Origin of the sequence: Phascolarctobacterium succinatutens CAG:287 (assembly GCF_000434895.1) — a bacterium.
In the GTDB taxonomy this organism is placed as follows: domain Bacteria; phylum Bacillota; class Negativicutes; order Acidaminococcales; family Acidaminococcaceae; genus Phascolarctobacterium_A; species Phascolarctobacterium_A succinatutens_A.
This window is the reverse complement of the sequence record NZ_FR892814.1, coordinates 1-22,749: the sequence shown is the minus strand read 5'-3', so window position 1 is coordinate 22,749 and position 22,749 is coordinate 1. Positions and strand designations below refer to the sequence as shown.

Annotated in this window: 16 protein-coding genes; 5 read left to right on the top strand and 11 right to left on the bottom strand. The window is 50.5% G+C overall.

The window, feature by feature from the left end; all coding sequences use genetic code 11:
- Positions 1–14: 14 nt before the first annotated feature.
- A complete protein-coding gene (locus tag BN587_RS09080; protein WP_021720806.1) occupies positions 15–2,936 on the bottom strand; it encodes an insulinase family protein in 2,922 nt (973 codons plus the stop codon).
- Positions 2,937–3,109: 173 nt separating this feature from the next.
- On the opposite strand from BN587_RS09080, the gene BN587_RS09075 reads away from it, so the two are divergent.
- Positions 3,110–3,373: an Arc family DNA-binding protein gene (locus BN587_RS09075; protein ID WP_021720805.1), complete on the top strand. Its 264-nt coding sequence runs from the start codon at positions 3,110–3,112 to the stop codon at positions 3,371–3,373.
- 79 nt (positions 3,374–3,452) lie between these two features.
- Here the strand turns inward: BN587_RS09075 and BN587_RS09070 are convergent, their stop codons facing one another.
- The 7 genes from BN587_RS09070 to BN587_RS09040 all read right to left on the bottom strand — a co-directional run bounded on the left by BN587_RS09070 (position 3,453) and on the right by BN587_RS09040 (position 12,371).
- On the bottom strand, positions 3,453–4,448 hold the full coding sequence (locus BN587_RS09070) for a bile acid:sodium symporter family protein (protein ID WP_021720804.1): 996 nt from the start codon (positions 4,446–4,448) through the stop codon (positions 3,453–3,455).
- Between the two features lie 125 nt (positions 4,449–4,573).
- Positions 4,574–4,789, bottom strand: coding sequence for a helix-turn-helix domain-containing protein (locus tag BN587_RS09065; protein WP_021720803.1), 216 nt, complete (start codon positions 4,787–4,789; stop codon positions 4,574–4,576).
- Between the two features lie 308 nt (positions 4,790–5,097).
- Positions 5,098–6,069, bottom strand: a complete 972-nt coding sequence (locus BN587_RS09060) for a helix-turn-helix transcriptional regulator (RefSeq protein ID WP_021720802.1) — start codon at positions 6,067–6,069, stop codon at positions 5,098–5,100.
- 204 nt (positions 6,070–6,273) lie between these two features.
- Positions 6,274–7,602, bottom strand: a complete 1,329-nt coding sequence (trmFO, locus tag BN587_RS09055) for a methylenetetrahydrofolate--tRNA-(uracil(54)-C(5))-methyltransferase (FADH(2)-oxidizing) TrmFO (RefSeq protein WP_021720801.1) — start codon at positions 7,600–7,602, stop codon at positions 6,274–6,276.
- Positions 7,603–9,885 (bottom strand): type I DNA topoisomerase, encoded by a 2,283-nt coding sequence (topA, locus tag BN587_RS09050; RefSeq protein ID WP_021720800.1) that lies wholly within the window; start codon positions 9,883–9,885, stop codon positions 7,603–7,605. It lies immediately after the preceding gene.
- 11 nt (positions 9,886–9,896) lie between these two features.
- Positions 9,897–11,021 carry a DNA-processing protein DprA gene (dprA, locus tag BN587_RS09045; RefSeq protein ID WP_021720799.1) on the bottom strand — a complete coding sequence of 375 codons (1,125 nt, stop codon included), beginning with the start codon at positions 11,019–11,021 and terminating at the stop codon, positions 9,897–9,899.
- Positions 11,022–11,270: 249 nt separating this feature from the next.
- Entirely contained in the window at positions 11,271–12,371 is a 1,101-nt protein-coding gene (locus BN587_RS09040; RefSeq protein ID WP_021720798.1) for an MGDG synthase family glycosyltransferase, read from the bottom strand.
- A gap of 166 nt (positions 12,372–12,537) precedes the next feature.
- Here BN587_RS09040 and BN587_RS09035 point away from each other — a divergent pair, with 166 nt between their 5' ends.
- The 3 genes from BN587_RS09035 to BN587_RS09025 all read left to right on the top strand — a co-directional run bounded on the left by BN587_RS09035 (position 12,538) and on the right by BN587_RS09025 (position 15,501).
- Positions 12,538–13,590, top strand: coding sequence for a nicotinate phosphoribosyltransferase (locus tag BN587_RS09035; protein WP_021720797.1), 1,053 nt, complete (start codon positions 12,538–12,540; stop codon positions 13,588–13,590).
- 380 nt (positions 13,591–13,970) lie between these two features.
- Positions 13,971–15,197, top strand: coding sequence for a [FeFe] hydrogenase H-cluster maturation GTPase HydF (gene hydF, locus BN587_RS09030; protein ID WP_021720796.1), 1,227 nt, complete (start codon positions 13,971–13,973; stop codon positions 15,195–15,197).
- Positions 15,198–15,231: 34 nt separating this feature from the next.
- Positions 15,232–15,501 (top strand): DUF1294 domain-containing protein, encoded by a 270-nt coding sequence (locus BN587_RS09025; RefSeq protein WP_021720795.1) that lies wholly within the window; start codon positions 15,232–15,234, stop codon positions 15,499–15,501.
- A 106-nt stretch (positions 15,502–15,607) separates the two neighbouring features.
- Here BN587_RS09025 and BN587_RS09020 read toward each other — a convergent pair whose 3' ends face one another.
- Positions 15,608–16,192 carry a helix-turn-helix domain-containing protein gene (locus BN587_RS09020; RefSeq protein WP_021720794.1) on the bottom strand — a complete coding sequence of 195 codons (585 nt, stop codon included), beginning with the start codon at positions 16,190–16,192 and terminating at the stop codon, positions 15,608–15,610.
- 248 nt (positions 16,193–16,440) lie between these two features.
- Here BN587_RS09020 and BN587_RS09015 point away from each other — a divergent pair, with 248 nt between their 5' ends.
- Positions 16,441–17,736 (top strand): ATP-binding protein, encoded by a 1,296-nt coding sequence (locus BN587_RS09015; RefSeq protein WP_021720793.1) that lies wholly within the window; start codon positions 16,441–16,443, stop codon positions 17,734–17,736.
- A gap of 84 nt (positions 17,737–17,820) precedes the next feature.
- On the opposite strand, the gene BN587_RS09010 is transcribed toward BN587_RS09015, so the two are convergent.
- The gene (locus tag BN587_RS09010) at positions 17,821–18,624 is read right to left on the bottom strand and encodes an ADP-ribosylglycohydrolase family protein (protein WP_021720792.1); all 804 of its coding nucleotides are present in this window, start codon (positions 18,622–18,624) and stop codon (positions 17,821–17,823) included.
- Positions 18,625–18,855: 231 nt separating this feature from the next.
- Complete coding sequence (locus tag BN587_RS09005; RefSeq protein ID WP_021720791.1) at positions 18,856–22,632, bottom strand: phosphoribosylformylglycinamidine synthase; 3,777 nt, start codon at positions 22,630–22,632, stop codon at positions 18,856–18,858.
- Positions 22,633–22,749 lie beyond the last annotated feature (117 nt).

Here is a 22,749-nt window from a genome sequence, read left to right as displayed (position 1 = left end):
ACTAGCGTACAGATTTACGCATTGATGATATTGTTGAACAAAGATTTATTGGCTTCGATAGGCTGCTTGCCGCCGACTACGCAGATCAGGCCGTCGCTGAGCATGTCCTCTACTACCTTAGCCAGTGCTTGCAGGTCTTTATTGCTTACATTGAGGATTTCGTTGCGGATGCGCTGGCGCAGCTCAACGGGAACGTGCTTCAGATATTGCGCGGTTGCCTTGTCAAGACGCATGCTGTTGGTTAGGGGCTTATCCATCGTGCTGATGGTACCGATAACGTACTTGTTCAGCTCGCGTTCGGGGAATTCTTCGTTTCTCAGCCATTCTGCCAAACCTTGGTAAGCCTCCAGAGTTTTCGGCAGCTGCGGGTCGCGGTAGGATGCAAACACGCCTACGCCGTTCAGCTCAAAGCGTGCGGTAACACCGTAAGCGCCGCCCTGAATACGGATTTTGGTCCACAGGTATTCGTAGCTCAGAATGGTTTCCAGTACAGCCATCGCGCCCACGTATTTGTGACCGTGCTTAGCAAAGTTGCCGCCTGCAGCAACGTATTGTACCTTACCTGCGGTAGCAATAGCCTCGTTAACGGTGCCTACGGGCAGAACCTCAGCCTTCTCCCCTGCTTCTGCCTCAGACAGCTTGCTGATGAAATCAAGGCACTGTTGTCTTACTGTTGCCTGCTCTTTTACGTCACAGCTATAGCTGAGCAGGAAACGGTTCTTCTGGAAGAAGCGTTTGATTAACAGGCGCAACTGCTCCAGTACCTGCGGTGCCAGCTCGTCGAAGTTATCGGTCAGCTTTTTGAGGAACTGGTAATAGCTGAATTCATCCTGCTCGTTGACGCGTGCGCCGGCAGAGCAATAGGAGAACAGTCTGGTGATAGCAACGGTCTGACCGCGGTTGAAGAAATTGTCATCCCAATCGGTTTTCAGCTCGGATACCAGCTCGCGGAAGCGCTCCAGATCGTCCAGCTTGCTTTCCAAAGCAATGGCCTGCAGGATATCCAGCATTTTCGGCAGGTTATCGGTGAGGCATTTGCCTTTGGTGGAGAAGTAAATTTTATAATCATCCGTAGATTCTGCTTCGGTGAAGGCGCGTACAGCGAACGCAATACCACCGGTATACATGATGGCGTTGGTTGCCAGCTCCTGATAGCTGTAGCGCTCGGTGTTGAACTTGCCCATGATATCTGTGAGCAGATAGCACAGAGGCAGCTTTTCGGCTTCCATATCGGTAATATCAAAATAGAAGCTGGTATAAGCGATTTTATTGGTGTTGCGCGGAAGATACAGCAAATGGCTTGCGCCCAGCTCTTCCTCCTGCGTTTCAATCTTCTCTACCTCCTGCCTGATGTCGCTGCGCTTCAGTACAGGGATGGTTGCGCGTGCTTCCTCACTGTCGGGAGTAGCCTGCAGACGGTGCAGCTCGGCGCATTCGTCGATATGCTGCTGCAGCTCCTCCTGGCTCATCTGTGCTTTGATAGCGCTCATTTTGGCAGCAGCGGCCTCCTGGTCTGCCTCCTCCTTGCCGGGCTGCGGCAGCAGGGTTACCAGCACCTTATGAGTGTTATCCAGCAGATAGTTTTCGATAATGCTTTCGTAATAATTGGTTTTCAGGCCCTCGCGCAGTGCTGCGATATATTTGTTGTAACAGAGGCCATCGATCGGATTGCCGTCATACAGCCAGTTATCCATAACGCCGATGCCCAGAATCAGTCCCTTGGGATAGCCGCCGAAATCTGCCTCACGCAGCTTGAATTCCATGGAGTTGATGTTAGCCTCCAACAGCTTTTTATCAATACCGTTGATGGTGATGTCCTGCAGTGTTTTATAGATTACGCTGATAAATTTATCTCGTAGCTCCTTCTCACTGCCGCTGGCACGGATAGAAAATACCGGCTGATACATACTGGAGGTATAGCTGCCGTTGATAATCTGGCCCACACCTGCATCCATCAGTGCACGGCGCAGTGCGGAGGATTCGCTGTCCAGCAATGTGCTTTTCAGCAGGCTCAGAGCCATGCTGGTCTGCAGGTCGGTTGCCTTGCCTGTTACGATAGAAAGCTCGTGATATGTTTTGGCAGTGCAGTCCTCCTCTGCCCCAACCGGATAAAAGGCTTCGATATCCGCAGTACGCAGCAAGGGCTGCTGTTCTGCGATGGAGGAATCAACAGTGCCCGTCTTTTCAAAGCTGCTCAGATATTCGCTGTCGAGATATTCCAAGGTAGCGTCGATATCCATATCACCGTATAAATAGATATAGCTGTTTTCCGGGCTGTAATAGGTTTTGTGGAACTGCTCGAATTTTTCCTGAGTCAGCTGCGGAATAGCGTCCGGATAGCCGCCGGATTCAAAACGGTAGCAGTTGTCGTGGAACAAAGCCTTCATTGCTTCGTTTTCCAGATATGCGTCTGGCGAAGAATACACACCCTTCATTTCGTTATAAACAACGCCGTTGTAGCTCAACTCGCCGTCGAGGCTGTCCAGATTATAGTGCCAGCCCTCCTGACGCAGGGTGTATTTGTTTTGGTAGAAGGACGGATAGAACACAGCGTCCAGATATACGTCCATCAGGTTATGGAAGTCCTTATCGTTGCGGCTGGCAACGGGATACATGGTCTTATCCGGGAAGGTCATTGCGTTCAAAAAGGTGTTCAGAGAGCCCTTGACCAAATCCACGAAAGGCTCCTTTAAGGGATATTTGCGGGAGCCGCAGAGAGAGGAATGCTCCAGAATATGTGCCACACCTGTATCATCTGCAGGCGGAGTTCTGAAGGAAATAGAAAAAACCTTGTTATCGTCATCGTTAGCAAGGCACAAAAGGCGTGCGCCGCTCTTGATATGCTCCATGATATATGCTTGGGAGCTGATTTCATCTACAAATTGTGCTTGTAAAACCTTAAAGCCGTGGTATACGGCATTTATTGCTAAAGTCATTGTTGCCTCCTAAAATTTACACTATGGTATTTATTATAGCATATTTGCATATCTATTGTCTGAAATTCTTGTAAAAACAGTTAGCTGTTGCTAAAAAAGATTATCTCCTTGCCAAAAGCGCTGTTCTTGCCTATAATAATTAGTAGAATAGTCAGAATCTGGAGGGAGTATTCATGGAAGAAGCACGCTTTACACTGCGCATTCATCCTATTATTATGAATAAGATGAAGCATTTGGCAAAGATAAATGGTCGTTCAGTAAATAAGGAAATCGAACAGATTTTGAAAGGGGTTATTGATGATTATGAGCGCCAATACGGCAAAATTGAGCTGACCAAGGCGGAAATGCCAGGCTTCAGCACAGGCGCAACGGTTAAGGAAGCGCCGGAGCAGCCTATGGAAATGCTCTTCGGTTTGGATAATAAAAGCAAAAAATAATATGTAGGCTCCCCTGCCCTACGCTATACAAATAATTAAGGCACTACTGCGCTCACAGTAGTGCCTTTAGTGTTTATGCTTATTTTGCTATTGCGTGCTCCTTCAGCTCCAGCTTTTGCTTTTCTTCTACCTCTTTGATGCGGCAGCTGGCGAAAATAGAACCGGAAACATTGTGCCATACGCTGAAGATAGCGCCCGGAAGCGTAGCCAGCGGATTTGCGGCGAAGTTTGCGGTCGCCAGAGCAAGCGCCAGACCGCTGTTTTGCATAGCAACCTCGATAGCAATGGAGGTTTCCTTAGCGTAGGATACCTTCATCAGACGCGCCATGCCCAGTCCCAGTGCCATACCGATGCCGTTGTGCAGGACAACAGCCAGCATAACGATCAGACCGCAGCTCATCAGCTTAGCGGCATTGACAGCAACGATACCGTCGATAATGGTTACAATCGCTACAACGGAAACTAGCGGCAGAATACCGCCCAGCTTGACGATGGTTTCGTGGAAAAGGCTGTTTAAGATGATACCTGCAAGCACAGGCAGCAGTACAATCTTCACTACGGAAAGTACCATAGCCATAAAGCTTACCTCAACCCAGGAACCTGCCAGCAGGTACACCAGCACAGGTGTTACCAGCGGTGCAATCAAAGTCGAAGTGATGGTCATGCCAACGGATAAGGGAACGTCACCCTTAGCGATGTAGGCAATAACGTTGCTGGCGGTACCGCCGGGGCAGCAGCCTACGAGGATAACGCCCAGAGCGATATCAGTATCAAGATTCATCACTACAGCCAACAGATAGGCTGCCAGGGGCATGATGGTGTATTGCAGGATACAGCCGGATATAACCTCCTTAGGTCGTGAAAAGACGATTTGGAAGTCCTCGCGCTTGATGGTCAGGCCCATGCCGAACATTGCCGTGCCCAGGAAGAGAGCGGTATACTGCGGAATCCACATGAATTCCTGCGGATGCGTAAAGGCAATCGCAGAGGTGATTAAAATCACGACGGCGATGTACTTGGATAACAATCCGCTTACCTTGCCAATGATGTTTAAAACGCTGTTTTGCTCGTTCATATTAAATTGCCTCCTTACATGTATGCTGCCCTGGGGCAGTCACGCTGTTAATTGCCTCGAGCAGAAGCAATTACATGGGTATTGTACCACAAAAAGGAGGAAAAATCCATGCCCGGCTTAAAGTATCAGCAGGCCTCCAGCAGGTGCGACACCTTCACCTGCAGCTTATCGGCGATGCGGAATACCAGGTCCATACTCGGGCGCGCGCTTCCGTGCTCTATTTTGCTCAAATACTGCGGAGTAATGCCTATCTGCTCTGCGAGCATCCCCTGCCCCAGCTCCTGCATGATTCTGTAATAACGAATTTTTTTGCCCATTTCAACATATTTTTCACAATACATATATCACCACTCCTCTTCTTCTGACTATATATAGCTTATAGCATTTCAGGCATTACTTCATGTAAAAAAAGGTGCGGGCTTTATTTTTTACATGCTTTTACATTTGCGGCACGTGCTTGCAAATGTAGTCTGCCTTGATAATGAGCAGGAATGAAAACGCAACGCTGCAACGAAAATGTACCTGTTACTTTTTCATTTTTCTTTAGCATAATCTTATTATAAAAAACAGGATAGCCAAAGATTGACTATCCAGAAAAGTTTTCGAGAAGAAATAAGAAATTTCTTGGTGATTTATGATTTTTTTCAGCTTAATTTACTGCCAGCTCCTGTCGGGATACAACCTCAATCAGCTCGCCCTGACTCTTCAGCCAGATATCAATGCCCTTGCCGAAGACCTCTGCTTCGATAAGCGTACCCTTTTCGTCCTCCTGCACAACCTTAGCTGTTGGCAGTCGGTCTAAAATGTACTCATAGCAGCTGCCTTTGAAGTAAAAGCGCAGTCGTTGCAGATGCCCGCCGTACATAAACTGGATGCGCTTACGGAACTCGCCCTCTTCAAAGCGTTTGGCATATGGTACAGCAAAATGCTTGTCTGTAACCGTAAAGCCTTTGATTCTGTCGATGCGGTAAATTGTCGGGAAGGGATCGTTCTCAATCTCAAACTTTACCTTTTGCTTATCTTTAGGCGTAAGAAAGGCAATCAGATAGAAATAGAATTCGGAGAACATGATGCCTACAGGCTGCACAGTGCGCTGCACCTGCACGCCATCAGTACGACGGTAGGTAATCGTTACCTCCTGCTGCTCGCGCACAGCGCCGCTAAGCTCCCACATCTTCTTCAGGAATTTGTCCTTGTGCTGCGGCTCTACATAAAGCAGCTTTTCGTTGCCTATAAGCTCGCTTACACGCTGCTGCTCTGTTTTGGGGATACAGCAGTCAATCAGCTTATCAATAATCGGGTAAAGCTCCTTTTTGGTGAAGGCCCTGCTTTCCAGCAGTATTTTGAGCGTGGCGAAAACCTCTTCGTTGGACAGCAGATTGCGTGAGGGCGGTACAAGCTGGTAAGCGCCCAGCTTCTGGTTATATACCAAATCCTGCACAATTCCTGTTGCTTCGTTCTGCTCATGCAAAAAGGACCGCAGGTCTTCTATGTCGCGCTGAATAGAGCGTAAGGAGCAGCCAAAGCGTTGGGCCTCCTCCTTCTTGTAGAGCATTTTGCCGTCTACCAGGCGCGAATACATATAAAGCAAACGATCCTTTGCGATGCGTAAATCTGTCATTATTAGTTCCTCCCTGCCATGAAATTTGCAAAGCGGCTGATGTAAGAAAATCTCTTTAAGCTTATTATAGCACAATCATTCTCTTAAGCAAACGTTTTGCCACCGGCTATAAGCAAATTTTATCATAGAGGGAGGACACATACTGTCTTTCTCTAAAAATATTTTTGGCTTTCTCAGCATATTTCAGAGATAACAGGCTGAAATTTATGCCTGTTCAGTTTTAAGCGTGAGCAGAACCCCGTCCAGTGCTTCCAATGCGCGTGCTGCAATCTGAGCGTTCTTTTCTCTTTTCTTGCGGATGCGTACAGTGAGCGGCGGAATGAGGCCGAAGTTGATGTTCATCGGCTGGAAGTTTTCAATCGCCGGATTGCTGATGTAGTTGGCCAAAGCGCCGTGCGCAGTTACGTCGGGGAATTCTACCTCCGGCAGCTCCAATATCGCTCTGGCAGCAGCTAAACCGGCCATCAGGCCGGAGGCTGCCGATTCAACGTAGCCTTCTACGCCTGTCATCTGTCCGGCAAAGTAGAAGCGCTTGTTGCTGCGCAGGTTGAAGTGCTTATCCAAAAGCTGCGGCGAATTCAGATAGGTGTTTTTGTGCATTACGCCGAAACGGACGAACTCTGCGTTCTCCAGACCGGGAATCATGCCGAAAACACGTCTTTGCTCCGGCCATTTGAGATGTGTCTGGAAGCCTACCAGGTTATAAAGGGAAGCAGCGGCGTTATCCTGACGCAGCTGCACTACTGCATATGCTTCCTTGCCGTTACGCGGGTCAATGAGGCCTACAGGCTTCAGCGGACCGAAGCGCATGGTGTCCTCGCCTCTTGCTGCCATTTCCTCGATAGGCATGCAGGCTTCAAATACATCATGCTCAAAATCTTTTACGGGAGCGCTTTCCGCATTGCAGAGAGCTTCCCAGAAGGCAACGTATTCCTCCTTCGTGTAGAAGGGGCAGTTGAGGTAGTCGGCGCCGCCCTTGTCGTAGCGGGAGGCACGGTAAACCTTGTCATAGTCCAGGGAATCGGCGGTAACAATCGGTGCTGCGGCATCAAAGAAGTGCAGATAATCAGACTGCAGGAGCTTTTTGATATTGGCGAAAAGCGCGTCGCTGGTCAGCGGGCCGCTGGCTACGATGACAGTGCCTTCAAGGCTTTCCAGGTCGGTCACCTCTTCGTGGATGACAGTAACGAGCGGATTAGCCATTACTGCTTCGGTTACGGCAGCGGCAAAGCCGTCGCGGTCAACAGCCAGAGCGCCGCCGGCAGGCACTTGATGCTCGTCAGCCTTTTGCATGATGAGAGAGCCTAAACGGCGCATTTCTTCCTTCAGCAGGCCGACAGCGTTTTCAATATTGCCTGCGCGCAGGGAGTTGCTGCAGACAAGCTCGGCAAAATATGCGGTTTTATGTGCTTCGTCACTTTTTACAGGACGCATTTCGTGCAGGATTACAGGGATACCGTGGCGTGTGAGCTGGGTAACGGCTTCGCAGCCTGCCAGGCCCGCACCGATTACGTGTACAGGAGAGATAGTCATTTATTCGTTGCTGCCTTTCTTAGTTGTAGTAGTTTTTTTGGCGGTAGTCTTTTTAGCTGCAGTGGTTTTCTTCGCAGCAGTTTTGGTAGCAGTCGTTTTCTTAGCGGTAGTCTTTTTAGCCGCCGTAGTTTTCTTGGTTGCGGTTGTGTTAGCTTCCGTAGTCTTTGCTGCAGCGGTTTTGGAAGCATATACCGGTCTTGCCTTGGAGCATTCCGGGTTGCTGCAGAACTTGCGCTTGCTGCCGTTACGCTCCACGTGCTCTACCATCATAGCGCCACAGTCCGGACATTCTTCGTTAAGCGGCTTGTCCCAGGTGGTGTAATCGCACTCAGGATACTTTTCACAGCCATAGAATACCTTGCCGGTCTTGCTCTTGCGTTCGAGGATATCGGCACCGCACTTAGGACATTTAACACCAATCGGGTGCAGAATGGGCTTGGTATTGCGGCATTTGGGGAAGTTGGGGCAAGCCAGGAACTTGCCGAAGCGTCCTTCGCGGATAACCATCATGGTGCCGTCGTTGCACTTGTCGCAGGGAACGTCGGATACCTCGAGCGGGATTTCGACGATAGGAATTACCACGCCTGCGTGGTCCAGATCCTTTTTGAAGGGACCATAGAATTCGCTGAGAACTTCGTCCTTGGTGTGCTTCTTCTCTGCAACCTCATCCAGCTTTTCCTCCATCTGGGCGGTGAAGCCGATGTTGATGAGTCCCTTAAAATATTCGGTAAGCATATCCACGGTCATAATGCCAAGTTCGGTAACGAGCAGCTTTTTGGCTTCTTTGACAACGTAACCGCGGGTAAGCAGTGTAACGATGGTAGGTGCAAAGGTGCTGGGGCGGCCGATGCCTTTCTCCTCCAGCTCCTTGATGAGAGTTGCTTCGGTGAAGTGCGCAGGCGGCTCGGTGAAGTGCTGCTCTGCCGGCATGAGCTTGTAAAGGACAATCTTTGTGCCAGGCTCAATGTAAGGAACCTTTGCATCCTTTTCTTTGTCATCATATTTGCTGTGCAGCTGCAAGAAGCCCGGGAATTTCAGTACGGAGCCGGTTGCGCGCAGCTGGTAGTCGGCAGCATCAATTGCCAATGTGGTAACGTCATATACAGCGTCCGTCATCTGGCTGGCAACAACGCGGTTCCAGATGAGCGTATACAGCTTCAGCTGGTCGCCAGTAAGATACTCCTGCATTTCGGCCGGGGTACGCATGACGCTGGTCGGACGAATCGCCTCATGTGCGTCCTGAGCGTTCTTTTTGGTGCTGTAATGGTTTTCCTTCGCCGGGCAGAATTCGCTGCCGAAGTTTTGCTTGATATAGTCGCGGATTTCGCTAATGGCAACCTCTGCCAGACGCACGGAGTCGGTTCTCATGTAGGTAATAAGGCCGACGGAGGTTTTGCCCAGCGATACACCTTCATAAAGCTGCTGTGCGAGCATCATGGTCTTTTTGGCGCTGAAGTTGAGCTTTTTGTTGGCCTCCTGCTGCATGCTGGAGGTAGTAAACGGCGGTACGGGGTGACGCTTGCGTTCCTTCTTCACTGCGTCGCTTACAATGTAATCAGCCTTGGAAAGTGCTTCCTCCGCTGCTCTTGCCTCTGCCTCGGTGTGCAGCTCCAGCTTTTTGCCCTTATATTTCACTGCTTCCGCCTCAAACAGCGGTGCTTTGCTGCTTTCACGCAGCTTGGCGCGCAGTGTCCAGTATTCTACCGGCACGAAATCTTCAATTTCACGGTCGCGGTCGGCAACAATTTTGGTAGCAACGGATTGCACGCGGCCGGCGCTCAATCCCTTGCGGATTTTGCGCCACAGTAGCGGGCTCAGCTGATAGCCTACGATGCGGTCCAAAATGCGGCGTGCCTGCTGTGCATCAACCATATCCATATCAATGCAGCGCGGATGCTTGATAGCGTCCTTGACAGCAGCAGCGGTAATCTCATGAAATTCAATGCGGCAGGCAGATGTCGGGTCAATGCCCAGAATAAATGCCAGATGCCAGCTGATTGCTTCACCCTCGCGGTCAGGGTCAGTTGCCAGCAAGACTTTGTCGGCTTTTTTGGCTTCAGCCTTCAAAGATTTGATTAAATCGCCTTTGCCGCGGATGTTGATATATTTCGGCTCAAATTCGTTTGCATGCTCCTCGTCCGGCAGAAAGGTTACACCCAGGGTGCTTTTCGGCAGGTCGCGCAAGTGTCCCATAGAAGCCTTAACAGTATAGTTTTTGCCTAAAAATTTTTCGATAGTCTTGGATTTCGTAGGTGATTCCACGATAACCAGAGTCTTTGCCATTTGTGTTCCTCCTACTTACGGTAGTAACGCTGCGCCTGGTCTGTAGCCACCAGTCCGGCGGCCTGCAGGTCAAGCAGCTCCATGCTCACGGCAGCAAAAGCAGCTCCGCTCTGCTCCGTCAGCTTTTCTAAAGAAAGCGCTCCTGCCTGCAAAAGTGCCAGCAGCTTCGCTCCTAATTCAGTTGTGACCGGTGCCGGTGCAGGCTTTGGCTCCTGCGGTGCACAGTCAAAAATACTTGGCTGGGTTATGCGGCGGTTCATCGCCTGCTGCCAGCTTCTTTTATCGTCTAAAATATCCTGTGGCATATCCACCAGCTTGGCACCGGTGCGGATAAGCTCGTGACAGCCAATGCTGCTGCCGTCGAAAATATTCCCCGGTACGCAATATACCTCGCGTCCCTCATCTGCAGCAATGTTCGCCGTAATTACAGCGCCGCTGCGCTTGCCTGCCTCTGCTACCAGCACTGCCTGTGACAGACCGACGATGATGCGGTTGCGCGCAGGAAAGTTGGCTGCTATGGGCGGTACTCCCGGCGGGTATTCCGACACGAGCGCGCCGCGTTCGGCAATGCGGGCAAACAGTCTGGCGTTTTCCGGCGGATAGGCAATATCCAGCCCGCAGCCAAGCACTGCCACCGTCGTCCCTCCGGCCTGCAGGCAGGCCTCGTGCGCCGCCGTGTCAATGCCCTTGGCACCGCCGCTGATAATGGGTATACCCTCGCGCGTCATCGCCTGCGCAAAGCAGGCGGCAGCACGCACACCGTATTCCGTGCAGCGACGTGAACCGACTATCGCCAAGGCGTAAGGAGCCTCGGGCAGCTTTCCTTTGATATAAAGCACCAAAGGCTTGTCGCTCAGGTTCTGCAAGCTCTGCGGATAAGCAGCGTCCGTATACGCTAAGAGCTCCACGCCATGATGACGGCAGAAGTAATCAATTTTCTGCGGCATACGTGCATCGCGGTTGCCAAGAAAATTGTGAATCGCCTTCAGCGTGCAAAGTCCTGTCGCTGTAAGTGTGGCAGCATCAGCCTCAAAAACGGCGCGGGCACTGCCCAAAGCGTTGATTAAAGCAGGGATTCTGCTGCGTCCCAACCCGGGGACAGCAGCGCAGATTGCAGCAAGATATAAGGTATCCATAAGGTCACACTCCTCCTGTTTTCTCTACATGATTATGCAGTCAGAGCGGAACTTCATGCCACAGCCTTCATAATATGCGATTTTCTTACATTATAATGATGAAATTCGTATTGGTCAAGTAAATTAATTATACAATGGAAGAAATTATCAGTCAAAACTCTTGGAAAGCATACTGCTAAAAGTGCGCAAAACCGCGCCACGCAGCAAAAAGGACTCCCTCGGCTGAAGGAGTCCGCTGCTTATTAATTTTTATTTTTGCAGTCTTTGCATAACGTAATCGACAATCTGCTGTGCTGCCAAAGGATGGGCATGCTCGCTGCAGGCTGCTGCCTCACGCGGGCTTACCGTGCTGTTTTTGATGTGCTGCACCAGCTCGTCGGTAGAGCGTGCCACCAGAGCGCCGCAGTATTGCTGCAGGAAGGCGGCGTTGCCCTCCTCCTGCCCCGGCAGCGGCTTGTAGATTAAAAGGTCCAGTCCGCTCGCCAGCACCTCGGCAGAGGTCAGACCGCCGGCCTTGGTAATAATCATATCAGCGCCGGCCATAAGCTGCGGTACGTCCTCACGGAAGCCGTAAATTTCGGCTGTAGCGCCGTATTTGGCTTGCAGCTTTGCTGCCAACGCCTCATTATGGCCGGTAACAGCGACAACGCGCAGGTTCTTCAGAGCGGCGCGCTGCAGCGCCGTGATTATCTCGGACATCGGCAGCAGGCCCTCGCCCCCGCCCATCAAAAGGCAGACGCGTTCGTTTTCGTCCCAGCCGAAGAACTCGCGGCATTTCTGCTTGTCGTGCTTAATCATAAACTGCTGGCGCACGGGAATGCCCGTAGCCTGAATGTCAGCAGTTGTTTCTAGCTTATCACGCAGCAGCTCGTCGGCGATAAAGTAGGTATCCACGCCGTCGCAAACCCACCAGCGGTGAATCGTAAAGTCGGTCACCACAGCGCCGAGCCAAAGGTCGGGATGCTGCTTTTTATAATAGCCGATAATGCCCGCAGGCGTAGCGTGCGTAGCGATTACAGCATCGGGCTGCACACTGCGCAGGTAGCTGCCGCCTAAGCGTGCCAAGAGGCGGTTTAAGAGCTCACGCAGCCATAAGGAGCCGCCCTGCTTGTTGCCCCAGCTGTAGGCCAGCTTGTAGAGCCACGGGCAGCATTTTAAAATCCACAGGTAGGTGCCTAAAAAGGCCTTGCCCAGAAGCTGCGGGAAGAAGTCGAAAATGTTGCCGTGGATGACCTCAACCTCCGGACGGTCGGCGAAGGCCTGCTCCAGCGCTTCGGCTGCTAGCCTGTGTCCGGAGCCTATGGGTGCCGAAAGCAGGAGCACAGTATATTTTTTTCGTGTTTTTTGCATATGTATCACCATCTATATTGTATCGGAAATATAGCTAATCGGAATTTTTTTGCGAAAAAGGCTTGCTATCATAGCCTTTATATTGTATCATATTTTTAACTACAATCAATAGTTAATGTTCTCGCAAAGAGTAAAATTCGTGAGAAATTTTTGGGAGGCTCATCAAATGACTACAAGAAGACCTGTTGAAAGCTTTAGCTTTCCTGTAGAAAAAATTAAAGAAGGTTATTATACTGACGCATATTTTATGCGTTCCGAAGAGATTTTGAACGGTGATAATTATCATCCGCGTGTGCTGATGCAGGTGTTCGCCCGTGACCATGTTGTTGTTTGCGGTACCGACGAGGTCATTGCTCTGATTCGTCAATGCGCTTTCCATCCGGAAACTATCGAAATTCATTCCCTGCGTGACGGCGAAGAGGTTGACGAATGGGAAACCGTTATGACTATCGAAGGCGATTACGCTGACTTTGCGCATCTGGAAACCCTTTATCTGGGTATTCTGGCACGCCAGAGCCGCATTGCCACCAATGTTCGCCGCGTAGTGAAGGCTGCCAACGGCAAGCCGGTGCTCTTCTTCCCTGCACGTTATGATATTTACCAGACTCAGGAATCCGACGGCTATGCAGCTTTGGTTGGCGGCATCCACGGCTTTTCTACCGATGCTAATGCGCTGGCAGCAGGCGGCAAGGGCCTGGGCACTATCCCCCATGCATTGATTGCTTCCTATAAGGGTGATACTGTCGCTGCTACCGAAGCCTTTGATAAATATGTTGACCCGTCTATCGCACGTATCGCTCTGGTTGACTTTGACAATGACTGCGTAAATACTTCTCTGGCTGTTGCCCGCAAGCTGGGCAAAAAGCTCGCAGGCGTGCGTCTGGATACCTCCGGCAGCATGGTTGACAAGAGCCTGTGGACTCAAATCGGTACCTTTAAACCGACCGGTGTTTGCAAGGAGCTTGTTTGCAACGTTCGCCGTGCGCTGGATGCCGAAGGCTTTAACCACGTTAAGATTATCGCTTCCGGCGGCTTTGACGCTGAGCGCGTAGCAGCGTTTGAGGAAATGGGCGTGCCTGTTGATACCTATGCAGTAGGTTCTTCCTTCTTCGACGGCAACATCAACTATACTGCTGATATCGTTAAGGTTGACGGCAAGGACTGCGCTAAGGCCGGCCGCAAATACAATCCTAACCCCAAAATGGAGCTTGTGAAATAATTTGCAACAATGAGGTTGCAGTGCGAAAGTACTGCAGCCTTTTTTGCTATCCAAGCTAAGCATGTACCATGTTGAACCAAAAGTTATTTAAAAATCTAGCTAGAACTACAACGTAAAAACAGGAGAATATAGTGTCGTGAAGGGAATAAAAATTACAGCGAATGAGTGTCTGGAACCACAGAAGGGGCGCAATGTCTGAGCGCTACGCCTGATTTTTATAGTAGTATTTGTCAGCATAGCGCGAGTTTTGCGCCGCTTCGTCTTGGTTCCACACGAAATGAGTGGCCGTAATTTTTGCTGACCGTAAGGACACTGTATTCTCCGAAATATAGGCCTCATTATGGTATATTTTTTCTTATATATGCAAAGGAGAACCCACCATGTCATTGAATACAACTCCCGCTGCCGAACGTATCCACATCGGTATTTTCGGTAAGCGTAACGCCGGCAAGTCCAGCCTGATCAACGCCATCACCAGCCAGGAGCTTGCCATTGTCAGCGAACAAAAGGGCACCACTACCGACCCTGTATATAAGGCTATGGAGCTTTTGCCCCTCGGCCCGGTGATGATTATCGACACCCCTGGCCTCGATGATGAGGGCGAGCTGGGCGCGCAGCGTATTGCTAAGGCTCAGCAGGTGCTTAATAAGTGCGACATAGCTCTGCTCGTTGTAGATGCCAGCGTAGGCCTCAGCGAGGCGGATAAAGCACTGTGGCAGCAGCTGCAGGCGAAAAACCTGCCTTCCATCCTTGTGCTGAACAAGGTAGAGCTTTTGGACGAAATGCGCCAGGCACTGCTCACCATGGAGTCCATGAAGCTCACCAAGCAATGCTTCCTCGTCAGCGCCCTTGCCAACCGCAACATCAACGAGCTGAAGGAGGCTATCGCCGCCCTGCGCCCGCGTGAGGCAGAACGCCAGCTGCTCGGCGATTTAATCAAGCCCTGCGGCATCGTAGTGCTCGTAACGCCGATTGACAGCGCCGCACCCAAGGGCAGACTCATCCTGCCGCAGCAGCAGGTACTGCGCAACGTGCTCGACAACAAGGGCATTGCCGTAACCGTGCAGGAAAGCGAGCTGGCGGAAGCACTGGCACGCCTTGCCTTCCCACCAAAGCTCGTCGTAACCGACAGCCAGGCCTTCGGCGCAGTCAGCAAAATTGTGCCGCCCACAGTTCCGCTCACCTCCTTCTCCATCCTTATGGCGCGCTACAAAGGCACGCTCAGCGCAGCCGTAGAGGCAGTGCGTGTGCTCGATACGCTCAAGGATGGCGATAAGATACTAATCAGCGAGGGCTGTACGCACCACCGCCAATGTCAGGACATCGGCACAGTAAAGCTTCCCGGCTGGATTCGCAGCTTCACCAAAGCGGAGCCTGAATTCTGCTTCAGCAGCGGCACGGAATTCCCCGAGGATTTGTCACAATATAAGCTCGTAGTGCATTGCGGCGGCTGCATGCTCAACGAACGCGAAATGCAAAGCCGCAGCGAGCGTGCTGCAGCGCAGAACGTCCCCATGACCAACTATGGCATTGCCATTGCCTATATGCACAGTATTTTAAAGCGCAGCGTCGCTCCCCTGCCGGATATCGCCAAGCTGCTGGAGTAAAGCAGCTGAACAGGAGAAAGTGAGGGTATGAACCATGCACAGCTTTTTATATTATTACCTGATCTTCATCAACTGCACCGCCTTTGTCGTCTACGGTGCGGATAAAGCCTTCGCCAAGCTGCACAGCTGGCGTGTGCCGGAAATAGTGCTGCTGGTTTTGGCAGCGCTCGGCGGCAGCGCAGGCGCATTTATCGCCATGCAGCTTTTCCGCCATAAGACACAGCATTTGAAATTCATCTTCGGCGTACCGCTCATCTTCTTCCTGCAGGTGGCACTCATCAGCTATTTTTTCTATAATGGCTGAGCACTCTCTAAAAACCGTACAAAAGCGTATAAACCGTACAACCTCTTGCTGCATAAGGCTTTGGGGCTGTACGGTTTTATTTGTTGTGTACGGTTTTTGTATTAAGTTAGACCTTCTCCAGTAAATCCTCGATATTGCAATAAAGCTGTTTGGCTATTCTGGCAAGCGTTTCTGCCTGCGCGCGGTTAATATTCTTCTGTCGCTGCTCATACTGCTGAACAGTGCGCAGCGGAACCTCTGCCAATTCCGCCAGCTCCCTTTGCGTCAGCTCTGCCCTCTGGCGCAACAGCTTCAGGTTCGTATCCTTTTTCGCTTCTTTATAAAGCTCCGTCATCTTCTCCGTAAAATGGCGGATATCCATCTCGTGATAGGGATTGTAGAGGCTCAGCACAGTTTTAATAGGTACGTAGCGGTTAATCTCCGCAAAACTCAGCGCCGTCTGCCACTGATAGTAGGCCAGTGCCCAGCCTGTCCAGTATTCCTCACTGCGGTTGACCGGATAATCAGGCTTAATGCGCTCCTGCGCCAGTCCCACGTTCTCTAAAACCGTATAGGCAAGCTCCACGCCAGACATACCGGCGAGGATAGTGAAATCCCCCTGCTCGAAGCGTCTGGCGATACCGGAAGCGAGAAAAAGCTCAAAGAATTCGCTGATGTCATAATGCAAATCGTAGACAGCGAAATCCAGCATACGGGCAAGAGCTGTGCGCGCTTTATCAAGATATAGCTTATCGAATACTCTGAGTATATGATAACACTCTTGTGTATTCTAAAACCGCTTCTCATTTCTGCGTTTTAGAGGTGTTTTTGTATTCGTGTAGTTTAGTGTAAAAAAAGTGCATTTTTTCACGTATTTTTACACGAATATTTTGCGGAAATGTGTTGTTTTTGACACGAAAGAATTTTATAATATATGTAGAACTACCGGAGGTGATAAATATGTATAGAAAAATATCACAGAAACTACTTGCATGGAAAGAAAGTCCTTTCCGCAAACCACTTCTATTGCAAGGTGCCAGACAGGTAGGCAAAACCTTCTCTGTTTTGGAATTCGGACGTAACAACTATGAAAATGTAGCATATTTTAACTTTGAAACCAACACACAATTAAACGCAACCTTTGAGGAAAACATAGAGCCGGGGTATTTGCTGCCTGTTTTATCGCATATAGCAGGTACCAGCATCATCAAGGAAAAAACACTCATCATCTTCGATGAAGTACAGCTTTGCGAACGCGCTCTCACCTCGTTAAAATACTTTTGCGAGCAGGCACCGGAATACCATATTATCGCTCTGGGAAGCCTTTTAGGTGTCGCAGTTAACCGCAAAACCTACTCCTTCCCTGTCGGTAAGGTTGATATGCTTACTATGTACCCTATGGATATGGAAGAATTCCTTTTGGCGCTGGATGAAAGCTACCTGTTGGAGAAAATCAAGGCCTGCTTTACAGATAAAACTGCTATGCCTGCAGCCTTACACCAATCAGCCTTAGAGTTATATCGCCAATATCTTGTTGTGGGCGGTATGCCGGAGGCAGTGATGATCTTCAGCAAGACGAAAGATTATGTCTTTGTTCGTCATATTCAGGATACTATCTTGGCAAGCTATCTTAATGATATGAGCAAGTACAATACTGAAAATGAAATAAAAAAGACCAGACTTACGTATGATAATATAACGGTGCAGCTTTCCAAGAAGAATACCCGTTTTCAATATAAGCTGATAAAAAGCGGTGCGCGGGCAGCTGAGTTTGAAAACGCGATAGAATGGCTTATTCTTTCTGGTATTGTTGACCAGGTTTATAAGGTTGAGCAAATCAAAAAACCTTTGGCCAACTATCGTGATATTGATGCCTTTAAGATTTATTTGTCAGACGTAGGCTTGTTATGCGCCAAGAAAGATATCATTGCTAACGATATTCTTTATATGGTGGATGAACTTAATGATTTTAAGGGTGGCATGACGGAGAATTATGTGCATAATCAGCTGAAAATTAATGATTATACGACATACTATTGGGAATCGGACCGTGGCGCTGAAATTGACTTTATCATTCAGCGCGAAGGCAAGCTAATTCCTATTGAAGTAAAAGCTGCCGATAACACCAGGGCCAAAAGCTTGAAGCTGTATATGGACAGGTTTGAGCCTGCATATGCTATCAAGCTTTCTACCAAGAATTTTGCTCAGGAGGATAATAAGCTTATTATTCCTTTATATGCGGCATTCTGTATTTAAAGATAAATACCGTACAGAAAACAAAAAACGTACACGAGTAAGCCCTTGTCCTGCCTGCGTTTTTTGTACGGCATTTTTATATACTTATACCCCTACAGCCTTCGGCGGATACTTTTCTTCAAAAGCTTGCAATACACCAAGCAGTCTTTTGTCCAGATAGCTTATGCTCTGCTCCCGTAGTTTTTGCGGAATGCCGTAGTAGCATTCTGCTACCACACCGGTGATTGCTGCCAGTGTGTCGCTGTCGCCGCCAATCGAAATAGCATTACGGATTGCATCCTCATAGCTTGTCGACTCGAAGAAGGCCATCAATGCCTGCGGTACGGTATTCTGACAGGTTTCGTTGAACATGTAGGAATCGCGGATGCCGTCGAGCGTAAAGTCCATAGGATAATAGTTGGCATCAATATAATCCCTGATGGCTTGCATATCTGCGCCCTGCTTAGCCATAAAGGCTGCCACGGCAGTTGCTTCCGCTCCCTTAATGCCCTCCGGATGGTTGTGCGTTACGTCCGTAACCATCAGCGAAAGCTGTTTGACCTGCTCCATAGTATTCGCAGCATAGACAACACCGCTCACGCGCATTGCCGAACCGTTGCCATAGCTGTTATAAGGCTGCGGGTCGCCAAAATAAAGCCAGCAGGAAAAGGTTCTGCCATAACCGGCATCAGGATATGCATCACCAAAGGCACGTATTTTTGCTACAGCCTGCTCGCGCAAATCGCTGAAATCAGGCTTGCTCTCCAAAAGCGCCTCACATAACGCCAAAGACATTACGCTGTCGTCTGTGAAAAAGCAGTCATTTGTCAAAAACTCAAAATCCTTCGCTTTATAATTATCCCATTCAAAACGTGAATCGACAATATCGCCGATAATTGCACCCAGCATTGTATACGCCTCCACTCTTTTGTTATATGTATATTATAGCATAATCGTCTAAACCGTACACTATTACAAAAACCGTACATGCGCAAAGCCTTGCCCCGCCTGCGTTTGTACGTTTTGTACAGTATTGTACGGTTTTTGAGGATAGCCAAAATATACATATAAACATATAGAAACGCTCTGTCAACCTTGCGGTCAGCAGAGCGTTTTATTGTGTCGGTATTAAGCCTCAGCTTATTTGAAGTAGCTTACGCCGGACAGGAAAATCTTCTGATCCTTGTCGCCCGCAATGTTGCGGAACAGGCCCGGAGCAAAGCGCTCGCTGTGGCCCATCTTGCCGAGGATACGTCCGTCGGGGCTAGTGATGCCTTCGATAGCATACAGGCTGCCGTTAGGGTTGAACGGAGTGTTCATGGTAGGTACGCCCTGAGCATTTACATACTGGGTAGCAACCTGGCCGTTAGCGAACAGCTCTTTGATAGTGCTTTCAGGAGCGTAGAAGCGGCCTTCACCGTGGGATACGGCAACTGCATGCTCTTCGCCGGGCTCGCACAGGCTGAACCACGGAGATTTGTTGGAAACAACTCTGGTGGTAACAATCTGGGAAATATGGCGGCCGATGTTGTTGAAGGTCAAGGTCGGTGCATCGCTGGTCATGTCGCGGATATCGCCGTACGGAACGAGACCGAGCTTAATCAATGCCTGGAAGCCGTTGCAGATACCCAGCATCAGGCCATCGCGGTTCTCTAAGAGGTCGCTGATTGCTTCCTTGATGCGCGGGTTGCGGAACATGGTAGCGATGAACTTGCCGCTGCCGTCAGGCTCGTCACCGGCGCTGAAGCCACCGGGAATCATCACGATCTGGGAGTTGTTGATATATTTAACCATTGCTTCTACGGATTCTTCGATAGCAGCAGCGGTAAGGTTGCGCACGATGAAGGTGTTAGCTTCAGCACCTGCAGCTTCAAAAGCACGGGCGCTGTCGTATTCGCAGTTGTTGCCGGGGAATACGGGGATGAATACGCGCGGTTTGGCGATATTCATCGGAGCGGTTAAAGTCAGTTCGCTCTTGTAAAGCGGCATAGCGATGTCAGCAGGCTCCTCTGCCTTCGGAGTGCCGTCCGGGAAAATTCCCAGCAGCGGCTCGCGGTATGCGGCAAAGGCTTTCGCAGCGTCAATCTTGGTGTCGTTGATGGTGATGCCTGCTTCGGCAGTAGTGTGGCCGAGCAGCATGTAATCAAGGCCTTCGAACAGCTCTTCCGGTTCAACGCCTGCTGCCAGCTCGATAACCATGCCACCGGGCTGCAGAGTGAAGAGGCTGTCGGTATCGTGGAACGGTTTGATGAATTCAAAGCCAAGCTCGTTGCCTAAGCTCATGGTGGTAACAAGTGCAGCTACGCCACCCTCTTTAACAGCGGCAGCAGCAGCAATCTTGCCTGCTTCCATAGCCTTGTGTACAGCGGTCAGGTTTTCCTTCAGCGCTGCAAAGTCCAGTACTTCGGCACTGTTGCGCGGGCAGGACAGGAAGATTACCTTGTCGCCTGCTGCCTTGAAGTCGGCAGATACAGCCTTGTTGCCGTCGATTACGCCTACAGCGAAGGAAACGAGTGTCGGCGGAACGGTTTTGTCCATGAAGGTACCGCTCATGCTGTCCTTGCCGCCGATTGCCGGCAGGTCCAGAGCATCAAGTGCGGTGAAGGCACCCAGCAGTGCGCTGAACGGCTGGCCCCAGCTGCTGGCATCATGCAGCTTCGGGAAGTACTCCTGCAGAGTCAGACGCAGCTTAGCGGGATCAGCACCCAATGCTACAGCACGAACTATGGATTCGGTTACAGCGTACATTGCGCCGTGGAACGGGCTCCAGCAGGCAACGTTCGGGTTATAGCCGCAGGCCATTACGCTGGCTGCGGTGGTGTTGCCGTGCAGCACAGGAATGCGGCCTACCATACCCTCGCTCGGAGTGAGCTGGGTTTTGCCGCCGAACGGCATCATTACGGTACCGCGGCCGATGGTGCTGTCAAAGCGCTCGGACAGGCCCTTTTCACTGCAGACATTCAGACGGCCGAGGTTAGCCAGCCATGCAGCCTCAAGGTCAGCAGCGGAGGTTACTTCGGCAGGAACCTGCTCGAATACGTTGTCCTCTTTTTCTTCGCTTACTACGATGTTTGTGTGTTGTGCAACGCCGTTGGTATCGAGGAAAGCGCGGGACAGGTCAACAATTTTATCGCCACGCCAGAACATAACCAGGCGCGGTTCTTCGGTAACGTCGGCAACAACAGTTGCCTCCAGGTTTTCTTCGTCAGCATATTTGATGAAGGCATCGCGGTCAGCGGCAGCGATAACAACAGCCATACGCTCCTGAGATTCGGAGATAGCCAGCTCGGTGCCGTCCAGGCCTTCGTATTTCTTGGGAACCTTGTCGAGGTCAATAACAAGACCGTCGGTCAGTTCGCCGATAGCAACGGATACACCGCCTGCACCGAAGTCGTTGCAGCGTTTGATCATTGCGGTTACGGCAGGGTTGCGGAACAGGCGTTGGATTTTGCGTTCGGTCGGAGGATTGCCCTTCTGTACCTCTGCGCCGCAGCTCATGAGGGAGTCAACGGTGTGCTCCTTGGAGGAACCGGTTGCACCGCCGCAGCCGTCACGACCGGTTTTGCCGCCCAGCAGCACTACGATATCGCCGGCAGCTGGACGCTCACGGCGAACTGCACTGCGGGGAGCAGCGCCGATTACGCCGCCGATTTCCATACGCTTCGCAACAAATTTATCATGATAGTATTCCTGTACATGGCCGGTTGCCAGACCGATCTGGTTGCCGTAGGAGCTGTAGCCTGCAGCTGCGCCGATGGTAATCTTGCGCTGAGGCAGCTTGCCGGGCAGGGTTTCGCTGATCGGGGTGCGCGGGTCGGCACTGCCGGTTACACGCATAGCCTGATATACATAGGAACGGCCGGACAGCGGATCACGGATTGCACCGCCAAGGCAGGTTGCAGCGCCGCCGAACGGTTCGATTTCGGTCGGATGGTTATGGGTTTCATTCTTGAACATTACCAGCCACTCTTCGGTTTTGCCGTCGATTTCGATAGGCACAACGATAGAGCATGCATTGATTTCTTCGGACTGGTCAAGGTCAGCCAGCTTGCCTTCCTTGCGCAGCTTCTTCATGCCGATTACGGCAATGTCCATCAGGGTTACCGGACGCTCGGTGTCTTCACCGTAAACCTCGTCACGGGCAGCCATATATTTGTCATAAGCCTCTTGTACAGGCTGGGTAAAGGTGCCGGGAACGATATCTACATCTTCAATCTGCGTCATGAAGGTAGTATGACGGCAGTGGTCGGACCAGTAGGTATCCAGCACACGGATTTCGGTAATAGTCGGTTCGCGGTGCTCTTCGTTGAAGTATTTCTGGCACCACAGCAGGTCATCCAGGCTCATAGCCAGGCCCATGGATTGACGCAATGCTTCTGCTTCTTCCTCAGACATGGTCAGGAAGCCGGTAACGGATTTAACCTTTTCCGGCTCCTCGCAGGTGCTGATGAGGGTTTCAGGCTTAGCCTGCTCAGCCTCACGTGCTTCAATCGGGTTGATGCAGTAAGCCTTGATTTTTTCAACTTCTTCCGCAGTCAGCTCGCCTTCCAGCACATATACCTTAGCGGCAGCAACCATCGGGCGCTCCTTCTGGGTAATCAGCTGGATACATTGTTCGGCAAAATCCTCGCGCTGGTCATATTGACCGGGCAGCAGCTCTACGGCAAAGGCAGCTTCGCCTGCAGTCAGCGGCAGCTCCTCTTCTACGACATTGTCGACAGGCGGCTCGGACAGCACAAGCTGCTTAGCCATAGCGAATTCCTCATCGCTCAGGCCCATCACGTCATAGCGGTTAACGATACGCATACCGGTAAGATTGCTCATACCGAGGTTGTTGCGCAGGTCTGCCAGCAAGCCATGTGCTTCGACAGCAAAGGCATCCTTCTTTTCTACAAAAAGTCTTCTAATTTTACTCATATACACGGCCTCCAATGAAATTTTTTCGAGGTGAATACTTGCTATTTATGTATCTATTTTAACCAATACACGTATATGGTTATGCTAAATAGATTGTAAAGAAATATATTGTCTAGG

Excerpts from the sequence above, each read along its gene's own strand:
- dprA (WP_021720799.1), bottom strand. The coding sequence starts at position 11,021 with ATGGATACCTTATATCTTGCTGCAATCTGCGCTGCTGTCCCCGGGTTG.
- BN587_RS09080 (WP_021720806.1), bottom strand. The coding sequence starts at position 2,936 with ATGACTTTAGCAATAAATGCCGTATACCACGGCTTTAAGGTTTTACAA.
- hydF (WP_021720796.1), top strand. The coding sequence starts at position 13,971 with ATGTCATTGAATACAACTCCCGCTGCCGAACGTATCCACATCGGTATT.
- BN587_RS09005 (WP_021720791.1), bottom strand. The coding sequence starts at position 22,632 with ATGAGTAAAATTAGAAGACTTTTTGTAGAAAAGAAGGATGCCTTTGCT.
- BN587_RS09010 (WP_021720792.1), bottom strand. The coding sequence starts at position 18,624 with ATGCTGGGTGCAATTATCGGCGATATTGTCGATTCACGTTTTGAATGG.
- trmFO (WP_021720801.1), bottom strand. The coding sequence starts at position 7,602 with ATGACTATCTCTCCTGTACACGTAATCGGTGCGGGCCTGGCAGGCTGC.
- BN587_RS09020 (WP_021720794.1), bottom strand. The coding sequence starts at position 16,192 with ATGCTGGATTTCGCTGTCTACGATTTGCATTATGACATCAGCGAATTC.
- BN587_RS09035 (WP_021720797.1), top strand. The coding sequence starts at position 12,538 with ATGACTACAAGAAGACCTGTTGAAAGCTTTAGCTTTCCTGTAGAAAAA.
- BN587_RS09025 (WP_021720795.1), top strand. The coding sequence starts at position 15,232 with ATGCACAGCTTTTTATATTATTACCTGATCTTCATCAACTGCACCGCC.
- BN587_RS09060 (WP_021720802.1), bottom strand. The coding sequence starts at position 6,069 with ATGACAGATTTACGCATCGCAAAGGATCGTTTGCTTTATATGTATTCG.
- BN587_RS09040 (WP_021720798.1), bottom strand. The coding sequence starts at position 12,371 with ATGCAAAAAACACGAAAAAAATATACTGTGCTCCTGCTTTCGGCACCC.
- BN587_RS09075 (WP_021720805.1), top strand. The coding sequence starts at position 3,110 with ATGGAAGAAGCACGCTTTACACTGCGCATTCATCCTATTATTATGAAT.
- BN587_RS09015 (WP_021720793.1), top strand. The coding sequence starts at position 16,441 with ATGTATAGAAAAATATCACAGAAACTACTTGCATGGAAAGAAAGTCCT.
- topA (WP_021720800.1), bottom strand. The coding sequence starts at position 9,885 with ATGGCAAAGACTCTGGTTATCGTGGAATCACCTACGAAATCCAAGACT.
- BN587_RS09070 (WP_021720804.1), bottom strand. The coding sequence starts at position 4,448 with ATGAACGAGCAAAACAGCGTTTTAAACATCATTGGCAAGGTAAGCGGA.
- BN587_RS09065 (WP_021720803.1), bottom strand. The coding sequence starts at position 4,789 with ATGTATTGTGAAAAATATGTTGAAATGGGCAAAAAAATTCGTTATTAC.